Annotated in this window: 15 protein-coding genes; 7 read left to right on the forward strand and 8 right to left on the reverse strand. The window is 64.0% G+C overall.

Going from position 1 to position 16207, the window contains the following annotated elements:
• Nucleotide 1: 1 nt before the first annotated feature.
• From mmsB to AC1DYR_RS20365, 6 genes are all read left to right on the forward strand, one after another.
• Complete coding sequence (mmsB, locus tag AC1DYR_RS20340) at nucleotides 2-1219, forward strand: multiple monosaccharide ABC transporter permease (protein WP_477706697.1); 1218 nt, start codon at nucleotides 2-4, stop codon at nucleotides 1217-1219.
• 55 nt (nucleotides 1220-1274) lie between these two features.
• Nucleotides 1275-2810 carry a sugar ABC transporter ATP-binding protein gene (locus AC1DYR_RS20345; RefSeq protein WP_477706698.1) on the forward strand — a complete coding sequence of 512 codons (1536 nt, stop codon included), beginning with the start codon at nucleotides 1275-1277 and terminating at the stop codon, nucleotides 2808-2810.
• Between the two features lie 141 nt (nucleotides 2811-2951).
• Entirely contained in the window at nucleotides 2952-3992 is a 1041-nt protein-coding gene (locus AC1DYR_RS20350) for an ABC transporter permease (protein ID WP_477706699.1), read from the forward strand.
• Complete coding sequence (gene yjfF, locus AC1DYR_RS20355; protein ID WP_477706700.1) at nucleotides 3989-5023, forward strand: galactofuranose ABC transporter, permease protein YjfF; 1035 nt, start codon at nucleotides 3989-3991, stop codon at nucleotides 5021-5023. The genes AC1DYR_RS20350 and yjfF overlap by 4 nt, the downstream gene beginning before the upstream one ends.
• 21 nt (nucleotides 5024-5044) lie before the next feature.
• On the forward strand, nucleotides 5045-6778 hold the full coding sequence (locus AC1DYR_RS20360; RefSeq protein ID WP_477706701.1) for an IlvD/Edd family dehydratase: 1734 nt from the start codon (nucleotides 5045-5047) through the stop codon (nucleotides 6776-6778).
• A 50-nt stretch (nucleotides 6779-6828) separates the two neighbouring features.
• Complete coding sequence (locus AC1DYR_RS20365; RefSeq protein ID WP_477706702.1) at nucleotides 6829-7758, forward strand: dihydrodipicolinate synthase family protein; 930 nt, start codon at nucleotides 6829-6831, stop codon at nucleotides 7756-7758.
• An 84-nt stretch (nucleotides 7759-7842) separates the two neighbouring features.
• Here the strand turns inward: AC1DYR_RS20365 and AC1DYR_RS20370 are convergent, their stop codons facing one another.
• The 8 genes from AC1DYR_RS20370 to atzF form a co-directional block, all read right to left on the reverse strand.
• On the reverse strand, nucleotides 7843-8574 hold the full coding sequence (locus AC1DYR_RS20370; RefSeq protein WP_477706703.1) for a GntR family transcriptional regulator: 732 nt from the start codon (nucleotides 8572-8574) through the stop codon (nucleotides 7843-7845).
• A complete protein-coding gene (hpxZ, locus tag AC1DYR_RS20375; RefSeq protein ID WP_477706704.1) occupies nucleotides 8571-8951 on the reverse strand; it encodes an oxalurate catabolism protein HpxZ in 381 nt (126 codons plus the stop codon). The genes AC1DYR_RS20370 and hpxZ overlap by 4 nt, the downstream gene beginning before the upstream one ends.
• Nucleotides 8948-10393, reverse strand: a complete 1446-nt coding sequence (locus AC1DYR_RS20380; RefSeq protein WP_477706705.1) for an AtzE family amidohydrolase — start codon at nucleotides 10391-10393, stop codon at nucleotides 8948-8950. The genes hpxZ and AC1DYR_RS20380 overlap by 4 nt, the downstream gene beginning before the upstream one ends.
• Nucleotides 10390-10614: an AtzG-like protein gene (locus AC1DYR_RS20385; protein ID WP_477706706.1), complete on the reverse strand. Its 225-nt coding sequence runs from the start codon at nucleotides 10612-10614 to the stop codon at nucleotides 10390-10392. The genes AC1DYR_RS20380 and AC1DYR_RS20385 overlap by 4 nt, the downstream gene beginning before the upstream one ends.
• 5 nt (nucleotides 10615-10619) lie before the next feature.
• Nucleotides 10620-11441: an ABC transporter ATP-binding protein gene (locus tag AC1DYR_RS20390; RefSeq protein ID WP_477706707.1), complete on the reverse strand. Its 822-nt coding sequence runs from the start codon at nucleotides 11439-11441 to the stop codon at nucleotides 10620-10622.
• 151 nt (nucleotides 11442-11592) lie between these two features.
• Nucleotides 11593-12426: an ABC transporter permease gene (locus AC1DYR_RS20395; protein ID WP_477706708.1), complete on the reverse strand. Its 834-nt coding sequence runs from the start codon at nucleotides 12424-12426 to the stop codon at nucleotides 11593-11595.
• A gap of 5 nt (nucleotides 12427-12431) precedes the next feature.
• Nucleotides 12432-13451, reverse strand: a complete 1020-nt coding sequence (locus tag AC1DYR_RS20400; protein ID WP_477706709.1) for an ABC transporter substrate-binding protein — start codon at nucleotides 13449-13451, stop codon at nucleotides 12432-12434.
• A 65-nt stretch (nucleotides 13452-13516) separates the two neighbouring features.
• The gene (gene atzF / locus AC1DYR_RS20405) at nucleotides 13517-15214 is read right to left on the reverse strand and encodes an allophanate hydrolase (RefSeq protein ID WP_477706710.1); all 1698 of its coding nucleotides are present in this window, start codon (nucleotides 15212-15214) and stop codon (nucleotides 13517-13519) included.
• A 248-nt stretch (nucleotides 15215-15462) separates the two neighbouring features.
• Here atzF and AC1DYR_RS20410 point away from each other — a divergent pair, with 248 nt between their 5' ends.
• Nucleotides 15463-16170: a haloacid dehalogenase type II gene (locus AC1DYR_RS20410; RefSeq protein WP_477706711.1), complete on the forward strand. Its 708-nt coding sequence runs from the start codon at nucleotides 15463-15465 to the stop codon at nucleotides 16168-16170.
• Nucleotides 16171-16207 lie beyond the last annotated feature (37 nt).

Consider the following 16207-nt stretch of genomic DNA (forward strand, 5'->3'; position numbering starts at 1 on the left):
AATGAACAACGAGTCCTCCAACGCCACCGCGATTGCGGCAAAAACCGCCGCTGCCAGCGGCAAATCGCCGCTCGACTACCTGAAGCACAACTTCCGCGAGTACGGCATGCTGATCACGCTGGTGGCCATCATGGGCTTCTTCCAGTACATGACCGAGGGTACGCTCATGCAGCCCCTCAACCTCACCAACCTGGTCCTGCAGAACAGCTACATCGTCATCATGGCGCTGGGCATGCTGATGGTAATCGTGGCCGGGCATATCGACCTGTCGGTCGGTTCGGTGTGCGGCTTCATAGGCGCACTGGCGGCCGTGCTGATGGTGGAGTACGGCTGGCATTTCGTGCCGGCCTCGCTGGTGTGCCTGCTCTGCGGCGCGCTGATAGGCGGGGTTCAGGGCTGGTTTGTCGCGTTCTTCCGCATCCCTTCTTTTATCGTCACGCTGGCCGGCATGCTGGTGTTCAAGGGGCTGGCGTTGGCACTGCTGCAAGGCCAGTCGGTCGGTCCCTTCCCCGATTCATTCCAGATGCTCAGCTCGGGTTTCATGCCCGACCTGCTGAGCAGCGAAGGCCTGCGCATGACTTCGCTGCTGCTGGGCGTGGCGCTGGCCGCTGTGCTCGCCGTGGCCGGCATACACGCGCGGGCCAAGCAGCTCAAGCACGGCATCCAGGCCGAGCCCGCCGCCATTTTCTTCGTCAAAACGGCGATGTTCTCGGCGCTCCTGATCTATTTCAGCTACCTGCTGGCTTCTTACAGGGGGCTGCCGAATGTGCTGATCGTGATGGCCGCGCTTATTTTCCTGTTCCACTTCATCACAGGTCGCACCACCATCGGGCGGCGCGTCTATGCGCTGGGCGGTAACGAAAAGGCCGCCAAGCTGTCGGGCATCAAGACCGAGCGACTGGCCTTCTATACCTTCGTGAACATGGGCGTGCTGGCGGCGCTGGCGGGCCTGGTGTTCGCCGCGCGCCTGAATACAGCGACGCCCAAGGCCGGCCTGGGCTTTGAGCTCGACGTCATCGCCGCCTGTTTCATCGGCGGGGCCTCGGCCTCGGGCGGTGTTGGCAAGGTCATGGGCGCGGTGATCGGTGCGTTTGTGATGGGCGTGATGAACAACGGCATGTCCATCCTGGGCATCGGCATCGACTACCAGCAGGTCATCAAGGGCGTGGTGTTGCTGGCCGCCGTGTTTGTCGACGTCTACAACAAGAACAAGGCATGAGCCGTCCGGCCGTTTCGAAGACCAATACCGCAGCGCACAGCACGGAACTTGTTCTATGACCCTGGCCACTACCGCCACTGACATCGCCCCCGTGCTGGAACTCACGGGCATCCACAAGCAGTTTGCGGGCATTGATGCGTTACGCGATGTGCGTTTGCGTCTGTATCCCGGTGAAATCCATGCCTTGATGGGGCAAAACGGTGCGGGCAAGTCCACCCTGATCAAGGTCCTGACCGGAGTGCTCGAGGCCAGCGGGGGCCAGATGCAGCTGGCCGGCAAACCGGTGTGGCCGGGCTCTCCCCTGGCCGCACAGCGTCTGGGCATCAGCACGGTCTATCAGGAAGTCAATCTGTGCCCCAACCTCTCCGTGGCGGAAAACATCTTCGCGGGCCGCTATCCGCGGTACGGGTTTGCGCAGGGATTTCGCATCGACTGGACCACCGTGAACCGCCGCGCGCGCGAACTGGTCGCGCGCATGGGCCTGGACATCGACGTCACGCGCCTGTTGTCCAGCTACCCGGTCGCGGTGCAGCAACTCGTTGCCATCGCGCGTGCCATCAGCATCGAATCGAAAGTCCTTATCCTTGACGAGCCGACTTCCAGCCTGGATGACGACGAAGTCCAAAAACTCTTTGGGGTGCTGCGCCGCTTGCGCGACGATGGGCTCGCCATCGTTTTTGTAACCCATTTCCTGAACCAGGTCTACGCGGTGTCGGATCGCATCACCGTGCTGCGCAACGGCAGCTGGGTCGGCGAGTGGCGTGCCAGTGAACTGGGGCCGCAGGCACTGATCGCGGCCATGCTGGGCCGGGAACTGGCCGCGCAATCCGCCACCGCCGCCATGCCCCCGGAATTTGACGTTGCTGCGCCGGCACTTTTGCAAGCTGAAGGCCTGGGCAAGGCCGGCCAGCTGCAGCCTGTGGACCTGCGCGTGCGCGCCGGCGAGGTCGTGGGCCTGGCCGGGCTGCTGGGCTCGGGCCGCACTGAACTGGCGCGCCTGCTGTTCGGCCTGGAGACGCCGGACCGCGGCATGCTCAGAATCGACGGCGAGGCGGTCACGTTTTCCAATCCCGCCGAGGCGATCCGGCAGGGCCTCGCCCTATGTCCCGAGGAGCGCAAGACCGATGGCATCGTGGCCGAGCTCTCAGTCCGGGAAAACATCGTACTGGCGCTGCAGGCCCGCATGGGCATGCGCCGGTTTTTATCGCGTGCCGAACAAACAGCATTGGCCGAACGCTTTGTTCAGACGATGGGCATTAAGACCGCGAGTGTGGACACCCCCATAGGCCTGCTGTCGGGCGGCAACCAGCAAAAGGCCATGATCGCGCGCTGGCTCGCGACCGAGCCGCGCCTGCTGATCCTGGACGAACCCACGCGCGGCGTCGACGTGGCCGCGAAGCAGGAAATCATGGAGCAGATCCTGCGCCTGGCAGAAGCCGGTATGGCCGTGATTTTCATCTCTTCCGAAATGAGCGAAGTGGTCCGCGTGGCGCACCGCATTGTGGTGCTGCGTGACCGCCGCAAGGTGGGTGAACTGCCGGCAGGCAGCAGCGAAGACACCATCTATGAACTGATTGCGGCTACACCATGAAACACCCCCGAAGCGCCTTCGGCGCCTCCCCCTCAAGGGGGCGCCACCAGCGGCCCGGCAAAGCCGGTTCCGCGCTGGCCCTTGCACGATTCGCGCGATGTCACGCGCCATGGATGGCGGGTAGCGCCATGGAACACTGAAATGTCATCTTCCGTTTGGACCGTAGCGTTTCGCCACCGCTTGGCTTGGCCGCTCATCACGCTGTTCCTGCTGCTGGCTGTGAACACAGTGTTTAACGCCAGTTTCCTGCACGTCGAGTGGCGTGACGGTCATTTGTACGGCAGCCTGATCGATATTCTCAACCGTGCCGCGCCGCTGGTGCTGGTGTCGCTCGGCATGACGTTGGTGATCGCTACCCGCGGCATTGACATCTCCGTGGGCGCCGTGGTGGCCATTGCTGCCGCAGTGGCCGCCTGGATGATTGGCGGGTCGGTGGCAGGGAGCGTGAGCCGTTTCCCGATGCCGCTGGCAATTCTGGCGGCATTGGCCATCGCGCTGCTGTGCGGGCTGTGGAACGGGCTGCTGGTCGCCAGGGTAGGCATGCAACCCATCATCGCCACACTGATCCTCATGGTGGCGGGCCGGGGCATCGCGCAGCTGATCACCGGCGGGCAGATCATCACCATTTACTACGCGCCATTTTTCTTCCTGGGCAGCGGTTACCTGCTGGGCCTGCCGTTCTCGCTCTCTATCGTGGCCGTGGTCTTTGCGCTGCTGTACCTGGCGGTGACGCGCACCGCCCTCGGGCTGTTCATACAGGCTGTGGGCATTAATCCAACCGCAGCACGCGTCGCCGGCGTGCAGGCCAGGCGCCTGATGGTTGCCGCCTACGCCTTCTGTGGCTTGTGCGCGGGCATTGCGGGCTTGCTGATCAGCTCCAACGTCAAAAGCGCCGATGGCAACAACGCGGGCCAGTTGCTCGAGCTGGATGCCATCCTGGCCGTGACGCTGGGCGGTACCGCGCTCACCGGTGGGCGTTTCAGCCTCGTGGGCAGTGTCATCGGCGCGCTGATCATCCAGACGCTGACTTATGCCATTTACTCGCTGGGTGTGCCGCCCGAGATCAATCTGGTGGTCAAGGCCGTGGTGGTGTTTTTGGTGATGCTGCTGCAATCGGCTGAATTCCGGGCCGAGATCGGTATCTGGATGCGGCGGCCGGCTGCGCGGGGGATGCGGCCATGAGCACAACCGTCACCCGGCCCCCCGTAGAGGCCGCCTCCAGCCAACGGCCATCTGCCGCGCCGGCTTCCGGTTTTAACCCCAAATACCTGCCGCTGGCGGCCACCATATCGCTCTTCGTCGCCATGGCGACCATGGGTTCGGTGCTCTACAGCGGGTTCTTTTCGGCCCAGGTGTTCCTCAACCTGCTGATTGACAACGCCTTTCTGGTCATCATCGCCGTGGGCATGACGTTTGTCATCCTGTCGGGCGGCATTGACCTGTCCGTAGGCTCCGTGGTGGCGCTGACCACCATGGTGTCGGCCGCGCTGGTGGAGCACCACGGCTGGAGTCCGGCCGCGGTGATTCCGCTCGTGCTCCTCATGGGCACGGCGTTCGGCGCCTTCATGGGGTTTCTGATTGAGCGTTTTCGCCTGCAGCCTTTCATCGTGACGCTGGCCGGCATGTTTCTGGCGCGCGGCCTGTGCTACCTGATCAGCGTTGACTCCATCAGCATCACCAACGAGTTTTATTCAGATGTTTCGCAGCTGCGCATTCCCTTGTGGGAAGACGCCTCGCTATCGATCAGTGCCGTGATCGCCATCGCGGTGCTGCTGGCGGCGGTGTTCATTGCACACTGCACTCCCTTTGGCCGCGCGGTGTATGCCGTCGGCGGCAACGAGCAATCGGCACTGCTGATGGGCTTGCCGGTGCGCCGCACGCTGGTGGGGGTTTACACGCTGTCGGGCTTTTGCTCGGCGCTGGCCGGTGTGGTCTTCACCTTCTACATGCTTTCGGGCTACGGCTTGCACGCCACCGGCATGGAGCTTGACGCCATTGCCGCCGTGGTCATTGGCGGCACCTTGCTCAGCGGCGGCGTGGGTTATGTGGCCGGCACCCTGTTTGGGGTGTTGATGCTCGGGATCATCCAGACCCTGATCTCTTTTGACGGCACGTTGAGTTCCTGGTGGACGCGCATTGTCGTCGGCGTGTTGCTGTTTGTTTTTTGCCTCTTGCAACGGCTGCTGGCAAATCGCACACCCAAATCTTCCTGAAACCTTATTGGCCAGACCATCATGACAAGCACCAAACGAAAACTACGTTCCACCGAGTGGTTCGGCACGGCCGACAAAAACGGCTTCATGTACCGCAGTTGGATGAAGAACCAGGGCATTCCCGACCATGAGTTCGACGGCCGCCCCATCATCGGCATCTGCAACACCTGGTCAGAACTTACCCCTTGCAATGCCCACTTCCGCAAGATCGCCGAGCATGTGAAGCGCGGCATTTCAGAGGCGGGCGGCTTTCCGGTCGAGTTTCCGGTGTTCTCGAACGGCGAGTCGAACCTGCGGCCCACCGCCATGCTCACACGCAACCTTGCCAGCATGGACGTGGAAGAAGCGATTCGCGGAAACCCCATTGATGCCGTGGTATTGCTCACCGGTTGCGACAAGACTACGCCCGCACTGCTGATGGGTGCTGCGAGTTGCGACATTCCGGCCATCGTGGTGACCGGCGGGCCCATGCTCAACGGCAAGCTTGAAGGCAAAAATATCGGCTCGGGGACGGCGGTGTGGCAGCTGCACGAGTCGCTGAAAGCGGGCGAAATCCAGCTGCACCAGTTCCTGGCGGCCGAGGGCGGCATGTCGCGTTCCGCCGGCACCTGCAATACCATGGGCACAGCCTCCACCATGGCCTGCATGGCCGAAGCTCTGGGTACTTCGCTGCCGCACAACGCCGCCATTCCCGCGGTGGATGCGCGCCGCTATGTGCTGGCGCAGATGTCGGGCGCGCGAGCCGTCGAGATGGCGCGCGAAGGCCTGACGCTGTCGAAAATCCTCACACGCGAAGCCTTCGAAAATGCGATCCGCGTCAATGCCGCCATTGGCGGCTCCACCAATGCAGTGATTCACCTGAAGGCGATCGCGGGGCGCATTGGTGTGCAGCTGGACCTGGAAGACTGGACGCGGATTGGCCGCAACACGCCCACCCTCGTCGACCTGCAGCCCTCCGGCCGTTTCCTGATGGAAGAGTTCTACTACGCTGGCGGCCTGCCCGCCGTGTTGCGCCGTCTGGGTGAAAACAGCTTGCTGCCGCATCCCGATGCGCTCACCGTCAATGGCCGGTCGATATGGGACAACGTACGCGAGGCGCCGCAGTACAACGACGAAGTGATCCGCCCCCTCGACAACCCCTTGATCGCCGACGGCGGTATCTGCATCCTGCGCGGCAACCTGGCGCCGCGCGGTGCCGTGCTCAAGCCCTCCGCGGCCTCGCCCGAACTGCTCAAGCACCGCGGCCGCGCGGTCGTCTTCGAGAACCTCGAGCACTACAAGGAGCGCATCGTCGACGAGAACCTCGACATCGATGCCAGCTGCGTGATGGTGATGAAGAACTGCGGCCCCAAGGGCTACCCCGGCATGGCCGAAGTCGGCAACATGGGCCTGCCGCCCAAGCTGCTGCGCCAGGGCGTCAAGGACATGGTGCGCATCTCGGACGCACGCATGAGCGGCACCGCTTACGGCACCGTGGTGCTGCATGTGGCGCCAGAAGCAGCGGCCGGCGGGCCGCTGGCCGCGGTACGCGACGGCGACTGGATCGAGCTCGACTGCGATGCGGGCCGCCTGCACCTGGACATCAGCGATGCCGAGCTGGCTGAGCGCCTTGCTGCCCTGCAGAAGGCCCCTGCAGGCATGCGTGGCGGCTACCAGCGCCTGTATGTCGACCACGTGCTGCAGGCCGACGAGGGCTGTGATTTCGATTTTCTGGTCGGCTGCCGCGGCTCCGAAGTTCCCCGGCACTCCCATTAAATCGCGCAAGCAGTGAATTACTGAACTTTATTCAACCTGATCCAGTCCCCATGAACACGCTCCGCCAGCCGCGCTACCGCGGTATCTTCCCCGTTGCCCCCACCACCTTCACCGAAACCGGCGAGCTTGACCTTGAAAGCCAGAAGCGCTGCATCGACTTCATGATCGACGCCGGCTCCGACGGCATCTGCATCCTGGCCAACTTCTCCGAGCAATTCGTGCTTTCGGATGAAGAGCGTGAAACCCTGACCCGCACCATCCTCGAACATGTGGCCGGCCGCGTGCCGGTGATCGTGACCACCACACACTACGGCACGAAGGTTTGCGCCGAACGCAGCCGCCGGGCGCAGGACATGGGCGCCGCCATGCTGATGGTTATGCCGCCGTATCACGGGGCCACCTTTCGCGTGAGCGAGCCGCAGATTTACGAGTTTTATGCGCGCCTGTCGGATGCGGCCAACATTCCCATCATGATCCAGGATGCGCCCGCCAGCGGCACCGTGCTTTCAGCCTGCTTCCTCGCGCGTATGGCCCGTGAGATTGAACACGTCGCCTATTTCAAGATCGAAACCGCCGGTGCAGCATCCAAACTGCGCGAACTGATCCGTTTGGGAGGCGACGCGGTGGAAGGGCCCTGGGACGGCGAGGAGGCCATCACGCTGCTGCCCGACCTCGATGCAGGCGCGACCGGCTCCATGACCGGCGGCGGCTACCCCGATGGCATTCGTCCGATCATCGAGGCGCACCGCGCCGGTGATCATGACAAGGCCTACGCCCTTTACCAGCAATGGCTGCCGTTGATCAATTATGAAAATCGCCAGGCGGGGCTGTTGGCCGCCAAGACCTTGATGAAGGAGGGCGGCGTGATCGCCTGCGAAGCACCGCGTCATCCTTTTCCGGCCATGCACCCGGACACGCGCGCTGGGCTGCTGGCGACTGCCAGCCGGCTTGATCCGCTTGTGCTGCGCTGGGGGCGGTGAGCAGGGCACGCCGCAGGGGGGGCCGCGCGTTGCTCCTTTTTTTTATAGCTTCTTGCGCCCACCGGTTAACGGCTTCAGGCGCTTTTATGTCTTGGGCGACGTTCCGGAGCCGATCTGGCGCGCGAGATGCACCTGGTGCAGCGTTATTTTCCGCACCTCGGCCTGGCTGGTTTCGATATGGGCGCGCAGCAGCATGGCGGCCTGATCGCCACGCTTGGCGCGTACCGCCTTGAGAATCTTGGCGTGCTCTTCATAGGTCGCGTCAATGCGCGGCTGCTTGATGAAGTCAAGCCGGCGAATGATGCGGATGCGGTCGGTCACGTCGCGGTGTACCCGAGCCATTTCGGCATTGCCGGCGGCCGCCACCAGCGCGCAATGAAACGCCTCGTCCCACTGTGCAACCTGCACCATGTCGGTACTGCGTTGAGCTGGCGGCGCCAGCCAGATGGCCGCCAGTTCATCAAGTAGCGCCGTGTCCACCGCCTGGCTGCCGCTGCACAGGCGTTGCACTGCGGTGGTTTCCAGCACCATGCGCAGATCGTAGAGCTGCTCAAACTTGTCGAAATCAAAAGGCAGCACGCGCCAGCCGCTGCGAAACAGCACTTCGACGAAGCCTTCCTGCTGCAGGCGAAACAGCGCCTGGCGCACCGGCGTGCGGGAGACGCCCAGGCGTTCGCTGATTTCGGTTTCGGTGAAGCGGTCGCCCGGCACCAGCTTGAACTCGGCAATGTCGCGCTTGAGTTCGGCATAGGCCTCGTCGGCGCGCGAATGAAAGGCGCTGCCGGCAACAGGCGGGGCGGCGGCCGTGCGGCTCATGCCAGCAGGCTCACGTGGGCGGCCACCACACGCCAGCCATCCCGCGTACGCAACCAGGTCTGGCTTTGGCGCCCGGTCCTGTCGCTGCCTACACGTGCAAACTCTGTGTTGGCCGTGGCGAAGTCGCGTCCGTATGTTGTGATGACTGTGGCGCGCAAGGTACGCGCGAGCCCTTGCGGGGAGCGCCCCGCGCGAAAAGCACGGATGGCGTCATAGCTGTGGAGGTTCTCGGTGACGCCGTAGCGCAGGGTGTGCTCGCTGTTCCAGAACAGCTCGTCGAGCACTTCCACGTTGTTGTTGACCAGTGCGTCTTCGTAGCGAAAAAATGCGGCAGCCACTTCGGCATGAACGTCGGGCAGGTTGATGGCATGGATCATGATTTGCCGATTGTCAGCGAAGCCAGCGGAGCGCGGGCGATGCCGGCTGCCTCCAGTATGGCTGCCACGCGCAGCGCGTGGTCTTCACGCCAGGGTGCGGTGACGAGTTGCACACCCACGGGCAGGCCTTCATCTGGCCACACCGGCACCGCGCAGACCGGCAGGCCTATGCACGAAAAAGGCTGGGTCAACAAACCCATGCTTGGGCGCAGCGGCAGTCGTTTGCCGTTCAATTCCAGCCACTCGGTTCCTATGGTCGTGGCGGCGCAGGGGGTGGCGGCGGCGAGCAGCACATCAAAGTGTTCAAACAGCCCGGCCACGGCCTGGGCATAAAGGCGGCGCACGCGCTGGGCGCGGTCTACCCAGGCAGCCGGAAGCAGGCTGCCCGCCAGAAAGCGGTCACGCGACAGGGGCTCAAAATCGCCGGCGCGGCGCCGCAGGTCGTCCAGGTGCAGGGCGCCGCCCTCGGCATTGGTGATCAGGAAGGCGGCGGCGCGGCCCGCCTCGACCATCGGCAGCGACACCGTTTCGCGGGCGCCCAGCGCCTGGGCCACACGCTGCACGGCGGCCCGGGCCTGGGGCTGGACGTGGTCCTGGAAGTAGCCGCCCAGCACACCCACGCGCAGTCCGCCCATGCCTTGCACCAGCGATGGCAATACCGGCTCGGCGGTGCGCTGTGCGCAACCCGGGTCGCGGAGGGTTGATGGCCCGGCGGCTTCCGGGCCTTGCATGAGGTCATAAGACAGTGCCAGGTCGCGCACGGAACGCGCAAACGGCCCCAGGTGGTCCAGTCCGGAAATAAAGGGGTAACTGCCGGTACGCGGCAGCCGGCCGAACGTGGGTTTGAGGCCGAATACGCCGCACAGCGAGGCCGGCACGCGAATGGAACCATTGGTATCCGACCCCAGCGTCAGCGGAACCTGCCCCGCAGCCACTGCGGCGCCTGAGCCGCCGGATGAGCCGCCGGCAATGCACGTAAGGTCGTGCGGGTTGCGAGCCGGGCCGGCATGGCTGTTTTCGGTGGTGAAGCCGTAGGCGTATTCGTCCATGTTGAGCGCGCCCACCAGCACGGCGCCCGCTGCCTCTAGCCGCCGCACCAGCAGTGCGTCGGCGCGGGCGGGCGCCCGCTCGCGCTCGATGGCCGAGCCCGCCAGGGTGGGCAGACCTTCGATGTCGAACAAATTCTTCACGGCGAACGGCACGCCCAGCAGCGGCTGCGCCACAAGGCCGGGCACGCCGGCCTCCAGTTGCTGATCCAGCAGGGCCGCGCGTTGCCGCGCGCGTGCCGCCGTCACTTCGGTAAATGCATTGACGCTGGAATTGGTAGCGGCAATGCGCGTCAGGCTGGCCTCGACCAGCGCGCCGGCGCTGACCTCGCGCGAGCGCACCGCCTGCGCCATGGCCGTGGCGTCCTCACGCAGGCACTTGTCGGCGCGGCTCACTCGGCGGTCCTTGCAGCGGCAGGCGATGAAGCGGGCTCCACCGGCACGAACACCGGCGCCGGGTCGTCATGGGCGCTCAGGGTGATAGCGTCCAGTTGCGCGGCAAAGCCGGCCGCCAGCGCGAAGAACTGCAGCACACCGGGCCGGTGCTCGGGACTCAGCGGCAAATCCAGCGCCGCGGCTGCTGCATCCACATAGCGTTCTATCTGCTCAGGCGTCATGCCGTTTAGCGCCTGACTTCGCGCTGGAAAATTTCCAGGCTCAGTTTTTTAGTGCTGATGAAGCTGGCGTCCGACAGTGTCTCGACCGTGCGCGGACGCGCATCGCCATAAGGCAGGATCTCGGCCACGCGTGTCGGGCGTTTGGTCAGCAACAGCACCTGGTCGGCCAGGTAAACAGCTTCTTCCAGGTCGTGCGAGACCAGCAGCATGGTAGTGCCGGTCTGCATGAACACCTCCTGCAGTTTTTCGCGGATGAACAGCGTCATCTCAAAGTCCAGCGCCGAAAACGGTTCATCGAGAAACAGCACTTCAGGATTGGGCGCCAGCGCCCGCATGATGGATGCCGTCTGCTGCTGTCCGCCTGAGAGCTCATAGGGGTAGCGGTTCAGGTCGAACTTCACGTCGAAAGAGGCAACGAGCTCGGCCATGCGCCTGTCCACCTCGGCCTTGGATTTGCCTTCAAGCTTGAGCGGGTAGGCGATGTTGTCGATGGTGCGCATCCACGGGAACATGGCTTCGCGGTAGTTCTGGAAGACGTAGCCGATCTTGGTGTCCTTGAGCGATTTACCGTCAAACAGGATTTCGCCTGCGTCAATGGGGATCAGGCCCGCGATCATGTTGATCAGCGTGGACTTGCCGCAACCGTTGGGACCGAACACCGAGACGATCTTGTGCTTGGGGATGTCCAGGTTGAAGTCTTCATACAGCGGCCAGCCGGCGAAGTACTTGGTCAGGCCGCGTATGGTGATGTGCGTACCGGCCGGGCCGGGCTGGAACTCACGCACCGGGACATCGGCGAATACGGGGGCGTTGATTACAGCGGACATGACGCACTCCAGCAAGTTTCACAATTGAAGAATAGGCAGGCGGACCTTCCCTTCAAGCAGGGGCCGCGGAACTGGCTTTGCCAGGCCGCAGGCGCAGCGGCCCCCTCGGGGGGCAGAGAGCTACACGCAGTGAGCGAACGTGGGGGCGACATCACCGTCCACTCCAATGCACGATGCGGCGCTCAAGCACCAGGAAAAGAATGTTGAGTGCATACCCCAGCGCACCAGCGGCCAGGATGGACGCGTACATGTCCTTCACGTTCATGACCTGCTGCGAGTTGATGATGCGGTTGCCCAGGCCGGTGTCGGCGCCGATGAACATCTCGGCGACGATCACGATGACGAGTGCCATGGACACCGCCGAGCGCAGGCCGACAAAGCTCGGCTGCAGGCTTTCCCAGATCAGCACGTCCTTGAACACCTGCCAGCGCGAGGCGCCCATGACCCTGGCCGCCATCACGCGCTGCTTGCGCGCATTGATCACGCCGTAAGCACTGTTGAACACCACAATCAGCAGCGCGCCGAACGCGGCAATCGCCACCTTGTTGATGTCCGACACGCCGAAGATCATCAGAAAGAGCGGGATCAGCGCCGACGATGGCGTGGAGCGAAAGAAGTCGATCAGGAACTCGACGCTGCGGTAGGCTTTTTCATTGCTGCCCAGCAGCACCCCCAGCGGCATGCCGACCGCGGCGGCGATCAGGAAGGCCTGCACGGTGCGCCACACGGTGACCGCAAAGTCCTTGAGCAGCGGCCCGCCGGCCAGGCCGCTGAGCAGTGCGCCCAGCGCGTCGATCGGTGGTGGCAGCAGGATGGCCTTGATGAAGCCCAGGCGCACCACCAGGTCCCAGATGATGAAGAGCACAACCGGGCCGATGAAAGGCAGGGCCTTGTCCAGCGCCGGCTTGCGCTGCAGGGCGGCCGCCGGTGCGGCCGGGGGTGCCCAGGGTTTGGCGGGCGGTGCCGCTGCGGAAGTGGTGTCCATCGCGTTCAGCCCTTGTAGAGCATGGTGTCCACGATGAGGCGCGAACTGAAGATGCCTTTTTCGGAGAACAGGTCGAAGAATTTCTGGAAATGCGCCACGTCGGCCGGGGTGAACTCGTTGTACATGGTGTAGGCGGCCAGCGGCACCTCGCCGGTGAGCGGGCCTTCGATGGCGGTATAGCCTTTCAGATACTGGCGCGCCTCGACCGATTTGCTGCGCACGTAAGCCACGCCCTTGCCATAGGCGGCGACGAATTTTTTCGCCGCGTCGGGGTTCTTCTTGATGAAGTCGGAAGACAGCGAGGCCGAGCCGCCGAACCACGGCGCCATCGGGTCACCCAGCACATAGCGCGCGATGACACCGGCTTCGAGCACGCGGGTGGTGCCGTTCATGCGGCCTATGGTGCCGGTGGGCTCCAGCGTGTAGGCGCCGTCGATCTGACCGGCAGCGAGTGCCGCCACATGCTGGCCTATGGGTAACTCGACCACTGTCGCGCCGGTGGCACCACCGCGCTCCAGCACGGTTTTGGCCAGCGTCACGTTCTGGATCCCGGGGCCGGAGCCGACGCGCTTGCCTTTGAGGTCGGCCATGACCTTGGCCGGGCTGGCCGCCGGCACGATCACCTCGTCGAGCACATTCTTCGCGTTGCTGGGGTTGGAGCAGAAGATCTTGAAGGTGCCGGGCTGGGCGATCTCGCCGATGGCGATGTTGGCCGAACCGGTGCCGTTGGCGGTGCCGTCGGCGCGGCCGGAGAGCACCGCCTCCATCACCTGCTGCGCACCGGCGAACTTCAGCGGCTCCACGTCCAGGCCGGCCTCCTTGAAGTAGCCCAGCTCAAGGGCCGAATAGAACGGCAGGCCGGCGGCGATGGGCCAGTAGCCGATGCGTATCTTGGGGCCGCCCTGCGCGTGCAGGAAGGCCGGCATGCCCAGCAAGCCCAGTGTGGCGCCGGTGGCCGTGGCCTTGAGCAGCGAGCGGCGTGCCGGGCCGTGGGGGGCGGATGACGGTGTGGGAACGGGCTTCATGAAATGCTCCTGCTGGTGATGGATAAGTGGTGAAGGAATGGGTTGGTGAAGAGGACAAAAAGCTTTCACGCCTGCGCGACTGGCTTCAGCGAGTCGAGGTAAGCGCGCCAGCCGCCCAGATGCGTGATGTCCTCGGCGCCTTGCAGCGCGTGCGCTTCGCAGACAAAACCCTGGACACTGCCGCCGTCCTCGAGCGCCAGCGTTCCTATGCCCAGCGGCGCGGGAATCAGCGCCACGAAGGAGCCGTAGTGCTGCGCTGGTATCTCCCAGATTTCCAGCGCGATGCCCGCACCTTCGTTGGCCGCCACGCGCAGCAGCCCCGGTTTGGGTGGCACCGTGCCCGGCAAGGCGTAGAAGCGGTAGTCCGGCGCGGTGCGTGCCGGGCCGACCAGCGTGGCGCCGCGCGTTGTCAACTGGCTGTTCAGCGGCATGCCCGAAAGGTGCGCGCCCACCACGGCCAGCCTGATGGTGGCCGCCGGCTGGATACACGGCAAGGCCACGAGCGCGGGCAACGCTTCGTTCAATGCGCCCTGCGGCAAGCCGCTGGCGTGGTGATAGCGCTGCCCGAGTTCGGCCAGCTGCCAGTCGCTGCCTGCCAGCCCCACCAGCGTGATGCCGAAAGGCAGGCCGTCAGGCCGCAGGCTGCTGGGCACGGAAAGGGCCGCATAGTCCAGCAGGTTAACGAAATTGGTATACGTGCCCAGGTGGCGGTTCAGCGTGACGGGGTCGCGCTGCATGGCCTGCAGCGTGTAGTGCGTGGGCGCGGTCGGCAGCAGCAGTACATCGATGTCATGCCACATCGCGGCCGCCTGCTGGCCCAGTGCGCGCAGTTTCGTCTGGGCCGCATACAGGTCGGCGGCGCTGTATTGGCGGCCTGCGCCGATGATGCTGCGCACTGGTTCGATCACCGCGTCTTCATGTGCGTCGAAAAAATCGCGCACGGCGGTATAGCGTTCGGCCACCAGCGCGCTTTCATAGAGCAGCGCGGCCGCCTCGGCCAGCGGCGCGAAGTTGACAGAGACCGGCACGCCGCCCAGGGCTTGCATGCGCTGGACGGCCTCACCAAAAGCCTGCTCGGCCAGCGCATCGCCATAGAAGCTCAGTGCCGAAGGCACCCCGAAACGAAAGCCCATAGGCAAGGCTGACCCGGCCATCGCCAGCGTTCGCGAATACGGATCCAGCGGGTCATAGCCCATCGCCGCTTCAAGCACCCGTACAGCGGTGGCTACGGTGCGCGCGAAGATGGACACGCAGTCCACGCTTTGCGCGGCAGGCACCACGCCGCGCGCACTGATGAGGCCTTTGGAGGGTTTCAGGCCCACGATATTGTTGAGGCCCGCTGGTACGCGCCCTGAGCCCGCGGTGTCGGTGCCCAGCGCAAAGTCCGCCTGCCCCGTCGCCACCACATAGGCGGAGCCGGAACTGGACCCGCCAGATACATAGTCGGCGTTGATAGCGTTGGGCACCGCACCATACGGCGAGCGTGTGCCGTTCAGGCCGCAGGCAAACTGGTCCATGTTGGTCTTGCCCAGCAGTTGCGCACCCGCATCGAGCAGCTTTTGCACCACGGCGGCGTGCGCCGTGGGGGTGTAGGCAAAGGCGGGGCAGGCCGCAGTGGTCGGCACGCCCGCCACATCAATATTGTCTTTGGCCGCAAATGAGAGCCCGGCCAGCGCGCCGCTGCGGACGGGCGGGAAAGACGATGTCCTGGTAATCCAGGCCTCGGGAGCCCGGCCGGCGTCCGTGCCCGCAGATGCCGTCACCTGCTCAGGTGCAGCAAGCGATTGAGGAGAGTTCGGCGATGAAGAGATGTGCACCAATTGAAAGCATCCATACTTGTGTACAAGATGAGATGCAAGAGCTGTGCCAATCCGCAGAGCCGTCTGGGCACCACCAGCGACGAAAAGTACTTTGATGTCTGCTGGTTATCCAATTGGGTGCGTAAATGTCATGGATAAAGCGATTCTTGGGTAATTAATCATGCTCGATGTATCAAATACAGTAGAGGTCTATGGAAAAGTCTCGCTCCAATCCAACGCCCAAGCTTCGTGCCGTGCTGTTTGACGCCTACGGCACGCTGTTTGACGTGTACAGCGTGGGCTTGCTGGCGGAGCAACTGTTTCCGGGCAAAGGCGAAGCGCTGGGCGTGCTGTGGCGAGACAAACAGATTGAGTACACGCGCCTGGTGACCATCAGCAATGGCGGCGCGCATTACCGGCCCTTCTGGGACCTCACGCGCGCAGGCCTGCGTTATGCGTGCAAACGCCTGGGGCTGGATTTGAATGCCGCCCGTGAGGAGCAGCTCATGAACCAGTACCGCCACCTGTCGGCGTTTCCCGAGAACCGGGAGGTTCTGCAGGCGCTGAAGGCGCGCGGCATCGCCACCGGCATCCTGTCCAACGGCGACCCCTCCATGCTGGATGTGGCCGTCAAGTCGGCAGGGCTTGAAGGCCTGCTGGACCACATCATCAGCGTGGACAGCATCCGCAAATACAAGACCGCGCCTGAAGCCTATGCGCTCGGGCTGAAAGCCACCGGGCTGGAGGCGAAACAGATCGCCTTCGTGAGCTGCAACAGTTGGGACGCGCTGGCGGCCACCTGGTATGGCTACCAGACGCTGTGGGTTAATCGTTACCAGCTGCCGTTTGAAGAGCTGGGCACGCAGCCCCTGTACACCGGCAGCAGCCTGCGCGAAGTGCTCTCGCTGCCGCTGCACTGATTTCGCAGACACGTTCCATTTTTTGTCTTTTTAGTTT

The organism is Polaromonas sp. P1_F9 (assembly GCF_056405615.1).